Origin of the sequence: Rhodococcus sp. IEGM 1330 (genome assembly GCF_033142445.1) — a bacterium.
GTDB lineage: Bacteria > Actinomycetota > Actinomycetes > Mycobacteriales > Mycobacteriaceae > Rhodococcoides.
Window position 1 is genome coordinate 533,507 of the sequence record NZ_JAWLSB010000002.1, and the last position, 15,319, is coordinate 548,825.

At 64.5% G+C, this 15,319-nt stretch carries 11 protein-coding genes and 1 pseudogene; 4 read left to right on the top strand and 8 right to left on the bottom strand.

The window, feature by feature from the left end:
* Positions 1-17 precede the first annotated feature (17 nt).
* Positions 18-575: a TetR/AcrR family transcriptional regulator gene (locus R4P57_RS07430; RefSeq protein WP_317802192.1), complete on the bottom strand. Its 558-nt coding sequence runs from the start codon at positions 573-575 to the stop codon at positions 18-20.
* Between the two features lie 106 nt (positions 576-681).
* Between R4P57_RS07430 and R4P57_RS07435 the strand changes: the two genes are divergently transcribed.
* Entirely contained in the window at positions 682-2,148 is a 1,467-nt protein-coding gene (locus R4P57_RS07435) for an FAD-dependent oxidoreductase (protein WP_317802193.1), read from the top strand.
* Here R4P57_RS07435 and glgX read toward each other — a convergent pair.
* Positions 2,079-4,121, bottom strand: a complete 2,043-nt coding sequence (gene glgX / locus R4P57_RS07440) for a glycogen debranching protein GlgX (protein ID WP_317802194.1) — start codon at positions 4,119-4,121, stop codon at positions 2,079-2,081. The two genes, R4P57_RS07435 and glgX, sit on opposite strands and share 70 nt — an antisense overlap.
* A gap of 122 nt (positions 4,122-4,243) precedes the next feature.
* Here glgX and R4P57_RS07445 point away from each other — a divergent pair, with 122 nt between their 5' ends.
* Positions 4,244-6,631: an ATP-binding protein gene (locus R4P57_RS07445; protein WP_317802195.1), complete on the top strand. Its 2,388-nt coding sequence runs from the start codon at positions 4,244-4,246 to the stop codon at positions 6,629-6,631.
* Here the strand turns inward: R4P57_RS07445 and R4P57_RS07450 are convergent.
* Entirely contained in the window at positions 6,625-7,011 is a 387-nt protein-coding gene (locus R4P57_RS07450) for a DUF5313 family protein (protein ID WP_317802196.1), read from the bottom strand. The genes R4P57_RS07445 and R4P57_RS07450 overlap by 7 nt on opposite strands.
* A complete protein-coding gene (locus R4P57_RS07455) occupies positions 7,008-7,499 on the bottom strand; it encodes a MarR family winged helix-turn-helix transcriptional regulator (protein ID WP_411742318.1) in 492 nt (163 codons plus the stop codon). Before R4P57_RS07455 ends, R4P57_RS07450 begins: the two co-directional genes overlap by 4 nt.
* A gap of 225 nt (positions 7,500-7,724) precedes the next feature.
* Here R4P57_RS07455 and R4P57_RS07460 point away from each other — a divergent pair, with 225 nt between their 5' ends.
* Entirely contained in the window at positions 7,725-8,702 is a 978-nt protein-coding gene (locus R4P57_RS07460) for an alpha/beta hydrolase family protein (RefSeq protein ID WP_317802198.1), read from the top strand.
* A gap of 25 nt (positions 8,703-8,727) precedes the next feature.
* Here the strand turns inward: R4P57_RS07460 and R4P57_RS07465 are convergent.
* Positions 8,728-9,828 (bottom strand): annotated as a pseudogene (locus R4P57_RS07465) (alanine racemase).
* Positions 9,829-9,837: 9 nt separating this feature from the next.
* A complete protein-coding gene (locus R4P57_RS07470; RefSeq protein ID WP_317802199.1) occupies positions 9,838-11,268 on the bottom strand; it encodes an amidase in 1,431 nt (476 codons plus the stop codon).
* 255 nt (positions 11,269-11,523) lie between these two features.
* Here R4P57_RS07470 and R4P57_RS07475 point away from each other — a divergent pair, with 255 nt between their 5' ends.
* Positions 11,524-13,098, top strand: coding sequence for an AbgT family transporter (locus R4P57_RS07475; protein WP_317802200.1), 1,575 nt, complete (start codon positions 11,524-11,526; stop codon positions 13,096-13,098).
* A gap of 65 nt (positions 13,099-13,163) precedes the next feature.
* On the opposite strand, the gene R4P57_RS07480 is transcribed toward R4P57_RS07475, so the two are convergent.
* Positions 13,164-14,153 (bottom strand): Lrp/AsnC family transcriptional regulator, encoded by a 990-nt coding sequence (locus R4P57_RS07480; RefSeq protein WP_317802201.1) that lies wholly within the window; start codon positions 14,151-14,153, stop codon positions 13,164-13,166.
* A gap of 151 nt (positions 14,154-14,304) precedes the next feature.
* Positions 14,305-15,309: a 1-aminocyclopropane-1-carboxylate deaminase gene (locus tag R4P57_RS07485; protein WP_317802202.1), complete on the bottom strand. Its 1,005-nt coding sequence runs from the start codon at positions 15,307-15,309 to the stop codon at positions 14,305-14,307.
* Between the last annotated feature and the right edge of the window lie 10 nt (positions 15,310-15,319).

Genomic DNA, 15,319 nt, shown 5'->3' on the forward strand with positions numbered 1-15,319 from the left:
GCGCCATCAGCCGTCGGTTACAGAGGTTCGGTGAGGTAGCGGCGGAGGGTCGGCCCCATCCACCGAACCAACTGATTGTGGCTCATGCCAACCAGTGGTGGAATTTTCAGCACGTATCGAGCGAAGACCAGACCGAGTATTTGAGATCCGACGAGCGCCGCGCGCTCGTCGTGCCGGTCCACCGCGACTGCGGCCAGAGCGGGCGCTACCTGAGTGGCGAACACCTGCTGCATCGCCGCCGCGGCGGCGGCGTTTGTGGCTGCGGCGCGCATCAAGGCAAGGAAAGTCCCGTCCTCCTCCCAGACCTGAAAGAACCTGGGCATCAACACTTCTGCGAATTTCTCGGGTGCGACACCGCTGAGATCCGGAATGTCGAGCACGAACGTGGCGGCTTCGGCGAACAGGGTTTCCTTGGTTTTGAAGTATCGGACGACCATGGCCGCGTCGACGCCCGCAGTGCCGGCGACGGACCGCATGGTGGTGCGGTCGTACCCGTCGGCGGCGAATTGTGCTCTGGCGGCATCGAGAATGCGTGCCCGAGTGGCGGTCGCGGATCGAGGTTGTCGTTCGGCCATCTCCGTAGCTTAAGTCAACAGCTGTTGACGAGTCCGCTCGGCGGGTCTATCTTCGAAAGTCAACAAGCGTTGACCAAGAATTCGCGGACCACAGTGGGAGACCGTCATGAACCGTTCGGACGTGATCATCGTCGGTGCAGGCCCGGCGGGCTGCATGCTGGCGGGGGAACTCGCGCGTGCCGGCCGCTCGGTTACCGTGCTCGAGAAACACGATGCACCGTCGCCGTTGTCGCGGGCCTTCGGAGTGCACGCCCGCACGCTCGAAGTTCTCGACAGCCGTGGACTGGCCGAGGACCTGCTCACTACCGGAGTGCACGCGTCGGGATTGAAACTCTGGAACGGGCTGGCTCTCGACCTCGGGGTACTACCGTCAGCCTTCCCGTTTCTGCTGGTCACGCCGCAGAGCAACGTGGACGAACTGCTCGAATCGCACGCACGGAAGAGCGGTGCCCGGATTCTGCGGGGAGTGACGGTCACCAGCCTCGTGCAGCACGCCGACGGTGTCGTGGTGCGCGGGCACGCGGCCGACGGCGTCGAGCAAGAATGGACGGCGTCGTACGCGGCCGGCACCGACGGGGTGCACAGTATCGTCCGCACATCGATAGGACTCGATTTCCCCGGCAAGGAAGTGCTGCGGTCGATCATACTCGCGGACGTTCGGTTGACTGATCCGCCGAACGGGCTGATCAATATCGGCGCAGGCAAGGACTGCTTTGCGTTCGTGGCGCCCTTCGGTGACGGGTGGTTCCGAGTGATTGCTTGGGACCGTACCGACGATGCCGATGCAGCGGCATCCGTCGAAGAGACGCGACTTCGTGACGTGGTGCGGCGCGCAGTCGGAACCGACTACGGCTGGACCGACGTGCGATGGAGTTCGCGGTTTTCCTGCGACGAGAGACAGGTTCGACGCTATCGAGTGGGGCGCGTGTTCCTGGCAGGCGATGCGGCACACGTGCATTCGCCTGCCGGCGGACAGGGCATGAACACCGGAATCCAGGACGCAATGAACCTCGGCTGGAAGCTGGCCGCCGTCCTCGGCGGTGCCGATGAGCAGATCCTCGACACCTATCACGACGAGCGGCATCCGGTGGGCGAGCTGGTGCTACGCAGCAGTGGTGCAACGATCCGAATGTTGTTGCTGCGGTCGTTGATCGCGCAAAAACTGCGTAATGTCGTGTCCGCTCGGGTGCTTCGTAGTGAACGTGCGGTGAGCACGATTGCGGGCATGTTCTCGGGGGTGGGAATTTCTTACGCCCGCGCACGCGGCGACCACGCCCTGGTGGGAACCCGCGCGGTGCGGATTCCGCTGAACCGGGGCACGTTCACCGAACAGCTGCGCACCCATGGCTTCGTTCTGATCGGCGAGAAGGACTGCACGAGAGCCGATATCGCGCATCGAACCGACGATGGACCAGCTGTTCTCGTCCGGCCCGACGGCTATGTCGCGTGGGCCGGACGCTCCGAATCAGGAGAGTGGCAGCAGGTTCTTCAACAATGGACCGGTCAGCCTTGCAGCAACGTGAACGAATGCTCGCGGATCAGAATCGACGGCCCGCCTGCCTCGTACGCCTGATCCGGGTCGCTCGATGTCGACTGACTCCACTGTCCCTGGGGCAGCGTGAAGTCCACGGGCGACGGGGAGGCATTGACCATCCACGCGAACGACGCATCACCCTCACCGGCGCGCATCAACACCAGGATGCTGTGCGCGTTGCCGTCGGACCAGTCCTCGTCGGCCAGCTTCTCGCCGTCGGCGCGGTAGAAGTCGACGGTGTCCGGGCCGGCTCCCTCCTCCTCGGAATCGCTGTCGTGTCGGAACCACGTGGGACGCAGGGCCGCGTGCTCGGTGCGAAGCGCGATGAGATGGGTGGTGAAGTCGATGAGGTCCTGATCGGCTGTGCTCCAGTCGAACCAGGAGACCTCGTTGTCCTGGCAGTAGGCGTTGTTGTTGCCGTTCTGCGTTCGGCCGAGCTCGTCGCCGCCGAGGATCATCGGAACTCCTGCCGAGAGCAGCAGCGTGGCCAGGTGGTTGCGTTGCTGGCGGGCCCGCAGCGCGTTGACGCCCTCGTCGTCGGTCGGGCCCTCGGCTCCGCAGCCCCACGAGCGATTGTCGGACTCACCGTCCTGGCTGTCCTCGCCGTTCTCCTCGTTGTGCTTGTCGTCGTAGGAATTCAAGTCGGCCAACGTGAAACCGTCGTGTGCGGTGATGAAGTTGACGCTGGCCAACGTGGGTCGACGGGTGCTTTCGTAGACGTCCGGGCTGCCGGTGACGCGCTGAGCCAGTGCGGGAAGCGCGCCGCTCTCGCCGCGCCAGAAGTCGCGGACGTCGTCGCGGAACTTACCGTTCCACTCCGACCAGCGGGCCGGGAAGCCGCCCACCTGGTAGCCCTGGGTGTCCCACGGTTCGGCGATGAGCTTGACCGGGGCCAGCGTCGGGTCCTGGTGCACGAGGCTCAGAAATGCGCTGTGCACGTTCAGGTCCGAGTCCTGACGCGTCAGAGTGCTGGCGAGGTCGAAGCGGAAGCCGTCGACGTGCATCTCGGTCACCCAGTACCGCAGTGAGTCCAGAATGAGTGCCAGGGCCGCGGGATGGCCGACGTTGAGGCTGTTGCCGGTGCCGGTGGTGTCGTAGTACGCGCTCCGGTCGTCGTCGACCAGTCGGTAGTGCGAGCCGTTGTCGATTCCCTTGAGCGAGAGCGTCGGTCCGAGGTGATTGCCCTCGGCGGTGTGGTTGTAGACGACGTCGAGAATGACCTCGATGCCATTCTCGTGCATGGCCTTGACCAGTGCCTTGAACTCGTCCACCTGGCCGCCGGTGTCACCGGTGCTGCTGTACTCGTTGTGGGGGGCGAAGAATCCGATGGAGTTGTATCCCCAGTAGTTCCGTCGGCCCTCTTCGAGCAGGTGCGAATCCTGGACGAACTGGTGGATCGGCAGCAACTCCACTGCAGTGACGCCGATGCGCTTGAGATGCGCGATCGCGGCGGGGTGCGCCAGGCCGGCGTAGGTGCCGCGAATGTCCTCGGGTACATCAGGATTGGTGGCGGTGAATCCCTTCACGTGCACCTCGTAGACGACCGTCTTGTCCAAGGGCGTGTGCGGTGACTCGTCGCCGGACCAATCGAAGTTCGACTGCACGGCAACGGAATACGGCATGTATGGGCCCGAGTCCTCGTCGTTGCGGGTCTCCGGCTCGGTATGCAGATGCGAGAAGACGGACTCGTCCCAATCGACCTGACCGGTGATGGCGGTGGCGTACGGGTCGAGGAGCAACTTCGCCGAGTTGTGCCGCAGTCCCGACGCGGGATCCCACGGGCCGTCGACGCGCAGTCCGTAGCGGGCACCCGGCGTGACATCGGGAACCAGATCGTGAAAGACGTGGCCGGTGAGCTGCGTCAAAGGCGTTGTACTGCGCTCTGTTCCGTCGTCGTTCAGGACGACCACGGACACCGAGTCCGCTGTTTCGGAATAGACGGCAAGGTTGGCGCCGTCGTTCGACAGACGCGAGACGCCCAGGGGATACGGGAGACTGGATGAAAAGGGCATGCTCGCGGCAGTACCCCCGTGGGGCATGAGCGAAACGCCTGCTTAACGGTGGTTCGGCTAGTATCGACGGCTAGGTTGCGCCCGCCGGACACCGGCGGCTGCAAGTGACGAAGGGCGATGCGATGACTTCCCTACGACCCGACGACGCTTCCGCCCGGTTGGACGAGCTGTTTCCGGGTGACAACGCCACCGATGCTCGATTCCGGGCGATCGATTGGGCGGCGACCGAGCTGGGTCCGGTGGAGTACTGGCCGCAGGAACTGGTCGCAGCACTGCGCACGGTCATCCCGTCGACCATTCCGATGTTGATCTGGTGGGGCCCGCAGCTGGTCCAGCTGTTCAACCACTCGTACACCCATTTTCTCGGCGACAAGTTTCCTGCCGCTGCAGGCCAGCCTGCGAGTAGATGCTGGACGGAGATATGGGACGTTGCCGGGCCCATGGCGCGGCAGGTGGTGGAGAACGGCGAGGCCGTAGATCGGGCCAATCACATGTTCATGATGGACCGGTACGGCTTTCTCGAGGAGACCTACTGGACTTTCTCGTTCAGCCCTATCCGCGGACCGGGGAAGACTGTCCTCGGGGTCTTCGTCGCCACTGCGGACGTCACTGCTCAGGTTCTCGGAGAACGTCGCATGCACGCGTTGCTCGGTCTGGGTTCGCTCGGTGGCAACGACAGCGACGGTCCGGCCGGAGTGTGCCGCGCCGCCGTGGAGGTGCTCGGCACGGAAGCGCGCGAGTTCCCCCTCGTTGCGGCCTATCTTCGCGACGACCTGGCCGAGAACGGCCGGTTGAGGCTCATCTCGACGAGCGGCGACGTGGGCTTCGATGCCTCCACGTGGGAGTGCGCAGACGTCCGGCGGGTGGTCGACGGATCGGTGCGCTGCGAGGTTGCGAAGGTCGTCGGAAACGTCCCGCAGGCGGTCGTGATGCCGTTGACGATGGCGGGACGGATCGAACCGGTCGGGGCACTGTTGATCGGCGTCAGCGGTCATCGAGTGGTGGACGAGTCGATCGTCTCGTTCTGCGGGGTGGTCGCCGAACGCGTGTCCACTGCGCTGACGGCCTCGCAGGCCTTCGAGATGGAGCGGCGACGGGTCGAGGCTCTGGCCGAGGCCGACGAGGCGAAGACGCGGCTACTCGAAACTGTGGGGCACGAATTCCGAACGCCGCTGACCTTGCTCGCCGGGCCATTGGATTCGGTGCGCGAGAGTGTCGACTCGACGCTGACCGACGTCGATCGTGAGTCCCTGGACGTCGTTCACCGCGCGTCGACTCGATTGCGGCGACTTGTCGACGATCTCTTGGACGTGGTCAGCGCCGATGCCGGGCAACTCGTCGCGTACCCCGAGCCCACCGACCTCACCGCGGTGACACGCGAGTGCGCGTCCATGTTCGCGGCGGTGGCGTCGAACAAGGGGCTGGAGCTCGTGGTCGACGTGGCCGATGATGTCGTGGTCCTCACCGACGGTGAGATGTGGTCGAAGATCGTGTTCAACCTCGTCGCGAACGCCGTCAAATACACCCCCGCAGGCTGCATCTCGGTACGCCTGACCACCGACAGTGACACTGTCCGGCTGGTCGTGGCCGATAGTGGACTGGGAATACCCGCAGACGATCTCCCCCGAATTTTCGAGCGATTCCACCGAGTCGAGCGGTCCGGTGCCCACAGCATCGAGGGGTCCGGGATCGGGCTCGCCCTCGTATCGGACCTGCTTGCGGTCTTGCAGGGACGCATCGACGTCGACAGCGAGGTGGGTGGCGGCAGCACCTTCACCGTCGCTGTACCGCGCCTACCCGCCGAGGCCGCGGTCGCGGTCGCGGTCGAACGGCCCGCCACCCGCGCCGATTCGGTGTCGGCGATCTTTGCCTCGCCCGACTCGGCGACGGTGACCGCCGACCGAGCGGACATCCTGCTCGTGGAAGACAACGTCGATTTGCGCAACTATCTCGTGCGCTTGCTGGTTGCCGAAGGGTGGTCCGTCACCACCGCAGGAGACATCGACACCGCTCTCGATCGGGCGCGATCGACGAAGCCGGGGCTCGTGCTGTCCGACGTGATGCTTCCCGGCCGCAGCGGACTGGAACTGGTCGACGACATACGGCGTGATGACATGCTGAAGCGGGTACCGGTCATCCTGTTGACCGCCCGGGCCGGAACCGACTTCGTGCTCGACGGCCTGGGACGAGGCGCAGAGGACTACATCGTCAAACCGTTCCACGATCGGGAACTCGTGGCCCGAGTGCGCGTTCATCTCGAACTGTCCCGCATGCGTGAACAACTGATCGACGAAAGCGACAACCAGGCGTCGACGCTTCGCTCGGCCCTCGACACCCGCGGAACGATCGGCCGCGCAGTCGGAATCCTGATGTCGGTGTATCGCATCGACGCCGACGCTGCCTTCGCCCAACTGACCGAGCTGTCGCAGAACACCAACCGCAAGACCCGCGACCTGGCAACGATGATCGCCGACGACTTCATCGCCGGGCTCAGCCGAGAGCGTCAGTGATTGCGGCGGTAGTTCTCTCGCTCGCGTTCGATTTCGGCCATCTTCTTCTCACTCTTCAGGTCGGCCGGTAGCCCATGGATTTCGAGGCGTCGGGCGCGGTTCTGATCCATGTAGGCGGCGGTGTAGAACAGCGCGAGCAGCAAACTGAGCAACACCATCGAGGCGCGTAGCCAGATCGCTCCTGGGAAGAGGACGAAGAATCCGATGAAGATCGGCAGGAACGGAATCATCGACCGCAGGATGTGACGCGGTGTCGCTCCTGGGCCGACGAGGTCGCGTCGAACCCACTCCTGCATTGAATCAGGGAGTTTGTGGCCGAGGACGGCGTAGCCCAGCCATTGGCCGAGGGACGGACGGGTGCGGGTCGGGCGCGTGTTCACGACAGTGCTCCTGCGGCGATGGCCGCGTCGTTGACGCGGGTGAGGACGCGTCGCAGTTCGTCGAGCTCGGCGAGTGACGCGCCGAGCTTCGCCACGACGGCGGGTGGGATTTTTTCGGCCTTCTTGCGGAGCGCGGCCCCGGCCGGGGTGAGCGCGACGAGCAGAACGCGCTCGTCCTCGGCGCTTCGATTGCGGGTGAGCAACCCCATCGATTCCAGACGCTTGAGAAGCGGCGAGAGGGTGGGGGAGTCGAGTTGCAGGGCCGATCCGATGGCTTTGACCGACATCGGCGACTCGCCCCACAACGCCAGCATCACCAGATACTGCGGATGCGTCAGTCCCATCGGCTCGAGCAGTGGCCGATACACCGACAGCACGGCACGGTTGGCGACGGCGAGCGCGAAGCAGACCTGACGATCGAGCGCGAGTGGATCCTCGGTCGTTGTCACGGGGCCCAGGCTACCAGGATTAGTTAGTGCACTAATCATTAGTGGGCGATGCGATACCGGAAGTAGCAACTCGATGCCCGAAAGATGTTGCAAAGAAGGGCAAATGCTCGTGCAGTGAGGTGTTGTCAGAGTCCCGGTCGGTCCGAATCGGATGGATTTTCGTTCGGCATTCCATCCGGTCGGTTGCTGTGCAATGCTCCATGCAATTCGCCATTTCTTGTGACAAATCCCGCCCGCCCTGTGACAAATCCCGAGAGGATCGCCATGCGTCGTCGACGCATCTTCACCCCGTTCGTCGTCGCCGCAGTGCTGTCCATGTCCTCGGTCGGCGTCGCGACGGCCGATCCCGTCGGGCCGGTCGCTCGGATCGTCGACACGTCGATCGTGTCCGACACCCTACGAACTCTGAGCGTGGAATCGGCCGCGATGGGGGCCGTCGTCGAGGTCCAGGTGCTCACCCCGGCCGTGAATACCGGCCCACGTCCGACGCTGTACATGCTCAGCGGCATCGGCGAGGAAGACCCGCGCAACAGCATGTGGCTGCGCAAAGGTGGTGCGGCCGAGTTCTTCGCCGACAAGAACGTCAATGTCGTGCTGCCGCTGGCCGGTCCCGGCAGCTTCTACACCGATTGGCAGCGCGATGATCCGAAGCTGGGTCGGTATCAGTGGGAGACGTTCCTGACCCAGGAGCTTCCGCCGCTGATCGACGCAGCCGTGGACGGCAACGGCCGCAACGCAATTGCCGGACTGTCGATGGGAGCGCAGTCGGCCATGATGCTGGCCGCACGTAACCCGGATGTCTACTCCGGGGTGGCGTCGTACAGTGGGTGCTTCGCGTCTTCGGAGCCGTTGGGCCAGGCAAGCATTCGGGCCATCGTCGGAGCCTTCGGTGGAAACGCCGACAACATGTGGGGCGGACCTCTCGATCCTGCCTGGGCGGAGCACGATTCGGTCGTCAACGCAGAGAGTCTGCGCGGCACCGACGTCTACGTGTCGGTGGGAACCGGGGCTCCAGGTCCGCACGAAAGTTTCGACAGTGCAGCAGCATTGGATGTCGTGGTGGTCGGCGGCCTCATCGAGGTGGGCGCGAACTACTGCACCCACCGGCTTGCGGACCGACTCGGTCAGTTGAACATCCCGGCGATATTCGACTTCACCGAGACCGGAACCCATTCGTGGCCGTACTGGGTGGAACAGTTGCCCAAGAGTTGGCCGACCCTGTCCGGTTCGCTCGGCATCTGATCGCGTCCGGTCACTCGCCGAAAGCTCAGGTGTTGCGTCCTCGGGCGGCGACGCGCCAGCGGTTCACGATCACACCGCCGCTCGTCACGGTGACATCGTCGACCAGGTTGACGGCGACGCACACGTGATTGGGCACGACGCGCAGGCGACTGCCCAACTCGGGTAGGGCGCTGTCGTGTGGCCATACGACGGTGGCATGGTGTTCGGACAGCGCGGTCACGCGAGCGTCCGGGTGATCGAGGAGTCGTCCGAATCCTGTTGTCCACGCTGGTCGGTCGCCGCCGAGGATCTTGCTGCCTGCGTCGACGACAAGTCTCCGCCGCATCCCGCCCGTCCCATCGTGCCGGCTCACCACGGTCGCGGCAACGGTCAGGGCGATGTCTTCGGTTGTGCACCGGCCCAGTTCGAGCTGTTGCGCGTCGTTGAACACGTACACGCCTGGCCGGACTTCGGTGCATGCGGACGGATCGGTGAGTGCGGCCGTGGGGGTGGAACCACCACTGCGATGGATGATCTCGAAGCCGGCCTCGTGCATCAGGTTTGCCGCCGTGGTCAAGGCCAGCTGCTAGTCGTGCGCGGCCTTCTCGGGCATACCCGGTGCGTAGCCGTGGCCGGGGAAGGTGAAGACACCGGTGACGTGAAGACCGGCGTCGGTGGCTACCCGTGCCACGCCGACCGTGGCCTCGGGTGCGATCCCGCTGCGGTGATGGCCGCTGTCGATCTCGAGCAGAATCTCGATGTCCCCGGCCGCGTCACCCAGTGCGGCAGCCATGTTGACGGCGCCCTCCGGCGAATCCACGCCGACGGCGATCCGGGCGCGGGTGATCATCGTGCGTAGTCGGTTGGCCCCGCGGGGTCCGATCCACAGGGGGTATGCGATGAAGACGTCCTGCGCGCCGTGCTCGACGAAGACCTCGGCTTCGCCGATGGTGGCCACAGTCGATCCGACGGCTCCGGCTTTCAGTTGCAGCGCAGCGATTTCAGGGATCTTGTGCGTCTTGACGTGCGGCCTGAGCTGGAGGCCCTTGGCGCGGGCCATCGTCGCCATTCGGGTGATGTTGCGCGACAGCACATCCACGTCGACGATGATGGCCGGTGTGTCGACCTCGTTCGGAATCGGGTGCATCGGTTCCCTTCACACAGCGGGCACGGCCACGGCGGACAGCTCGGGCTTACGCCGGTAAAATCCCGTCGACTCTTCGAAGGCATGCGCGACTCGGAGGAGGAGTCGATCGGCACGGTCGGCGGCGACGATCTGAAGTCCGACGGGAAGACCGGACGAGCTGAAGCCGCCGGGAACCGACAGCGACGGCAACCCGGTTGCCGAGATCAAGCAGGCCGCCCGCATCCAGTCGAGATAGTTACCCATAGGGGTGCCGTCGATCACCGTGGGATATTCCTCGACGGCCGGGAAGGGAAGTACTTGGACGGCCGGGGCGATCAGCACGTCGTACGTCGAGAAGAAACTGCGGGTGGCGGCGTCGAGTCGGCGTCGAGCCGCATTGGCCGAGAACAACTCTGGGGTGGTCAGGGACATTCCCTTATCGACATTCCACTGCACGGCGTCTTTCATTCGGTGCCGGTGATCGGCCATCAGGTGACCGTAGTTGGTCGCGAAGTCGAACGCTCGCGTGGTCTGGAAGACCTCGTCCGAGTCGGACAGATCCGGGCAGGCGACCTCGACGGTGGCCCCGAGCTCCTCGAATACGTGCAGTCGACGGGTGAGTACCTCGATCACCTCGCGCTCCACGGGTACACCGAGCCCGAAGTCGGCGGTCCATGCGACCCGAAGGCCGCGCAGGTTGCCCGGCTCTTCGGAGACGTAGGAATCGTCGAACGGCAGGCTGTGGGGGCTGGATGCGTCCGGGCCTGCGATGGAGCGCATCAGGAACCGCACGTCCTCGACGTCGTGGGCCAATACACCCTGCCGAGCGATCCAGGCCCACGGGTTGCGTGCGGGAAGCATCGGGATCCGTCCGAGCGAGGGACGGTAACCCACGAGGTTGCAGAACGATCCAGGTGTGCGCAGGGATCCGCCCATGTCGGAGCCGTCGCCTGCCGGTTGCACACCCGCGGCGATCGCCGCCGCCGCTCCGCCACTGCTACCGCCCGCACTGCGGGTCGGATCGTAAGGGTTGGTCGTGGTCCCGAACAGCGGGTTGAAGGTGTGGGAGCCGGCGGCGAACTCCGGGACATTCGACTTGCCCGTGGTGTTGACGCCCGCACGCTTGAGCCGAGCGATGATCCCGCTGTCCTCGGTGGGGATGTTGTCCGCCATGACGGGGGACCCGAAGGTCGTTCGCATACCCGCGGTCAGGTGATTGTCCTTGTGCGTCATCGGCACGCCGTGCAGCGGCGGAAGTACGGCGCCCGAGGCTGCCTCGTTGTCGGCGTCCATCGCGCGCTGTTCTGCGGTCTCGACGTCCAGCGTGACGATGGCGTTGATGACGGGATTGACCTCGTCTATCCGCGTCAAATGCGATGCGAGAGCTTCCCGAGCCGAGATGTCGCGTCGTCGGATGCTGCTTGCCAGCTCACGCAAGGACAGGGCCTGAATATCGCTCATGGATTCTCCTCGCTTCGGTTCGACAACGCCGGAATCGTTGTCGGAGGCCTGTTTACACAGTGCACTCCCACACTGCACCCGAAGAACCATCCTCCGTGTAATGAGCGTTTTCGCCCCTCCGATGGCGGATTCGCGCATCCGGCCGGAAAAAACACGCAAGCAACATATCGGCAACGTCGAGCGAGTTGAGTCGGCAACACAGTCGTCAGTGAGTACCGAGTCACGATCTCGTAGGTCCGCGAAGGAGAATCATCGATGTCCAGTCAAATCGATCGTCCGCCGGTAACTGCCGACGCGCCCGACGAGAGTCTGCCCAGAGGGTTGAAGACACTGTTCAAAGCGGTGTCCGGGATCGAGCGGGTGGGGAACAAGCTGCCCCATCCCTTCCTGCTCTTCTGGATCCTCGCAGCGATACTGGCCGTGGTCAGTGCTGTTCTCGCGGCTTTCGGCACCAGTGTCGTGCTTCCCAGCACCGGAGAGGTCTCGGCGGTGCGGAGCCTGCTGAGCAGCGACGGTGTGGCGATGATCTTCGGAACGGCTCTGGACAACTTCGCCGCCTTCGGCCCACTCCCGATCATCGTGACCGTCATTCTCGGTGTGTCGGTAGCCGAACATTCGGGGGTGTTGACGACACTGCTGCGGACCACCATCGTCCGGCTCCCTGCCAAGTGGGTGACGTTCTCGGTTGCGTTTGCGGGCACCATGTCTCACGTCATGTTCGATGCGGCGTTCATCGTCGTCCTGCCGTTGGCGGCCCTGGCGTTCAAGGCCGCCGGTCGAAGCCCCGTACTGGGCATGATGGTCGCGTTCGTGGCCATTTCGGGTGGCTACAACGCATCACCACTGATCACGCCGAGTGATGCGATCCTGTCCTCCCTGACGACGTCGGCAGCTCGGATCGTCGACGCCGAATACGTCGTGACACCGGTCGACAACTACTTCTTCAGTCTCGCATCGTCGTTGGTGATCTCGGTGTTCATCACCCTCGTCGTCGAACTTGTGATGGCCAAGCACATGAACTTCGAGCCGGACGACGGTGTGCAGGACGGTGCCGAGAACTTGAAGTTGGATCTCGAACCCGCCGAGCGAAAGGGATTGCGCCGCGCCGGATTTGCCTTGCTGGGGTACGTAGTGGTCGTAGTCGCTGCGCTGTTGCCTGCGTCGTCGCCACTGCGCGGCGAGAACGGTGGATTCGTCCAGTCCATCGTCATGGAGAACATCGCGTTCTTCATCGCGATCGCCTTCGTGCTGACCGGCTGGGTCTACGGCCGAACCACCGGCAGTCTGAGGCGGGCACGGGAGATCCCCGAGTCCATGGCGGTGGGCATCAGAACGCTGGCTCCGATCCTGGTGCTGTTCTTCGCCATCTCCCAATTTCTGGCGTACTTCAAGTGGACGGGGATCGGTAACGTCGTCGCCGTGAACGGGGCCGACCTGCTCAAAGCGGGAGGACTGCATCCACTGGTCGTGTTCCTCATGATGCTGGTGCTGATCTCGATCATGAACCTGCTCATCACCAGCGGATCCGCCATGTGGTCCATGCTCGCCCCGGTACTGGTACCGATGCTGATGTACATCGACGTCAGCCCGGAAACCACGCAGGCCGTGTACCGCATCGCGGACTCGTGCACCAATGCGATGAGTCCCATGTCCGCGTACTTCGTGCTCACCCTCGGTCTCATACAGCGGTACAAGAAGAACGCCGGCATCGGCACTCTCGCATCGTTCACCATTCCCGTCGCTCTCGGCATGCTGATCGTGTGGGGCGCACTGTTCGCCGTCTGGTACCTGCTCGGTATCCCGCTCGGACCGGGCGCGCCCATTCGCTGACCCGCCCGAACCGCCGAAGCACCCCGGTCAGGACACCCGAGTGTGTCCCGGCCGGGGTGCTTCGGTCAGTAGAGGTACGACGCGGATCCGGCAGCGAACAGCCGATTTCCGCTGCGCTTGGTGGCTCGAAGCACCGATACCACCGAGATCGAGTCGGCGAGTGCCGCCCACTCGGTGTGCGTCGTGATCTGGTGTAGTGCCACTCGATCTCGGCATGCGAAGTTGATCAGCAGACTGTCGGCACCCGCGATGGCCACGGCGTACCGCACCTCGGAATGTTGCAGCAGAAGCGACACCAGGTTCTTGTGCTCACGAGGAGGAACCCGGACCCACACCAACGCCTCCGCGGTGTACCCGAGAAGCTCCGGCTCGACGACGACCCGCAGGCGGGATTTGTTGGTTTGCTCCAGGGTCTCCATGTGTCGTCGGACCGTGTTCTCGGTAGCGCCGACGACTCGCGCGATCTCCGACGTCGGAGTGCGGGCGTCCTCGGCCAGAACGCGCAGGATGCTGCGATGGAGAACCGAAATCTCCGAGCCGGTACGGCCATCCGGCTGATAGTCCTCGTGCGCCGGAGGGGTCAGGGCGGCAACCTGTGCCGGCCGGAGGATGCTCGGCCGCCATTCCCGCACCGATCGGTAGACACGCGTGATCGGATCGACCTGGATCCGCCGAATACCGGTGATGCTCGGTAGATCGTCGAGCATCAGATCGGCCAGATGAGCATCGTCGACGAGGACTTCTGCCACGCATTCCTCGTGCCCGGACGTCGCGTAGACGAACATCGTGTCGTCGCGACGGGCCAGTCCGACGGACACCGCGCGCGCCATTCCCACGTGGCAGCGTGCCCGCAGAATGACGGCACCCGTCGCTCCGATGACACCGACCACACGGACGTTGCCCGATTCCAGCAGCTCTCGCCCGCGGCGAGTGACCGTTCTCTCCGGCTCGCCGAGCGCGTCGGCGATACTCGCCCACGAGGCGCGCGGATTGACCTGTAGCGCGGCTGTGATCCGACAACGCAACGGATCCAACGCTTCTCGCTTCTCGCTCATCCATCCACCTCCGATAGGCGACGGCTCACAGAGTCGTCGGATTCGACGTTCGCTGCCGACCGCGCCGGCTAGGCGCGCCCCACCACGCAGAAGAGCCCGGGGCCGGGATCGGATCGCGATCGAGGCCCCGGGCTGTCGAGTATCGCCGACGTCAGAAGATTCCACTGTAGGCGTTCAGGGCGGGTTGGCCGCCGAGGTGTGCGTAGAGGACGTTCGAGTCCTTGCCGATCTCGCCCTGCTGAACCAGGTCGATCAGGCCTGCCATCGACTTTCCCTCGTACACAGGGTCGATGATGACGCCCTCGAGACGGCCCGTCAGTTTGATGGCCTCGATGGTGGACTCGACGGGGATGCCGTAGTAATCGCCGGCCCAGCCGTCGAGCACGGTGATCTCGTCGTCGCGCAGGGGGCGGTCCAAGCCGATGAGCTCGGCGGTGTTCCTGGCGATTCGCTCGACCTGGTCGCGGGTCTGCTTTATCTTCGCCGACGCGTCGATACCGATGACGCGACGCGGACGGTCCTGGCCCGCGAAGCCGGCGATCATGCCGGCGTGGGTCGAACCGGTCACGCTGCAGACGACGATCGTGTCGAAGAAGACGCCGAGCTCCGCTTCTTGCTTCTGCACCTCGTAGGCCCAGTTCGCGAAGCCGAGGCCGCCGAGTTTGTGGTCGGAGCCGCCCGCGGGGATCGCGTACGGCTTGCCGCCCGCGCGCTCGACGTCGGCAATGGCGTTCTGCCAGCTGTCCTTGAACTCGATACCGAAGCCCGACGGGTCGAGTCGGACGTCCGCGCCCATGATCCGGGAGAGGAGAATATTGCCCACCTTGTCGTTGACCGAATCCGGCCAATCGACCCATTTCTCCTGTACCAGAACGGCTTTGAGGCCAAGCTTCGCAGCGACGGCAGCGACCTGGCGGGTGTGGTTCGACTGCACGCCGCCGATCGACACGAGCGTGTCCGCGCCCTGTGCGAGGGCGTCGGGAACGATGTATTCCAACTTGCGGGTCTTGTTGCCGCCGTACGCCAGTCCCGCGTTGACGTCCTCGCGCTTTGCCCAGATCTTGGCACCGCCGAGGTGAGCGGTGAGCCGCTCCATCGGATGAACGGGGCTCGGGCCGAATGTGAGCGGATAACGTTCGAAGTCTTCGATCGCCACGTGGGTCTCC

Bases quoted from the DNA above. Each gene is read 5' to 3' on its own strand.
- R4P57_RS07430 (WP_317802192.1), bottom strand. From the start codon at position 575: ATGGCCGAACGACAACCTCGATCCGCGACCGCCACTCGGGCACGCATT.
- R4P57_RS07435 (WP_317802193.1), top strand. From the start codon at position 682: ATGAACCGTTCGGACGTGATCATCGTCGGTGCAGGCCCGGCGGGCTGC.
- glgX (WP_317802194.1), bottom strand. From the start codon at position 4,121: ATGCCCTTTTCATCCAGTCTCCCGTATCCCCTGGGCGTCTCGCGTCTG.
- R4P57_RS07445 (WP_317802195.1), top strand. From the start codon at position 4,244: ATGACTTCCCTACGACCCGACGACGCTTCCGCCCGGTTGGACGAGCTG.
- R4P57_RS07455 (WP_411742318.1), bottom strand. From the start codon at position 7,499: ATGATTAGTGCACTAACTAATCCTGGTAGCCTGGGCCCCGTGACAACG.
- R4P57_RS07460 (WP_317802198.1), top strand. From the start codon at position 7,725: ATGCGTCGTCGACGCATCTTCACCCCGTTCGTCGTCGCCGCAGTGCTG.
- R4P57_RS07470 (WP_317802199.1), bottom strand. From the start codon at position 11,268: ATGAGCGATATTCAGGCCCTGTCCTTGCGTGAGCTGGCAAGCAGCATC.
- R4P57_RS07475 (WP_317802200.1), top strand. From the start codon at position 11,524: ATGTCCAGTCAAATCGATCGTCCGCCGGTAACTGCCGACGCGCCCGAC.
- R4P57_RS07480 (WP_317802201.1), bottom strand. From the start codon at position 14,153: ATGAGCGAGAAGCGAGAAGCGTTGGATCCGTTGCGTTGTCGGATCACA.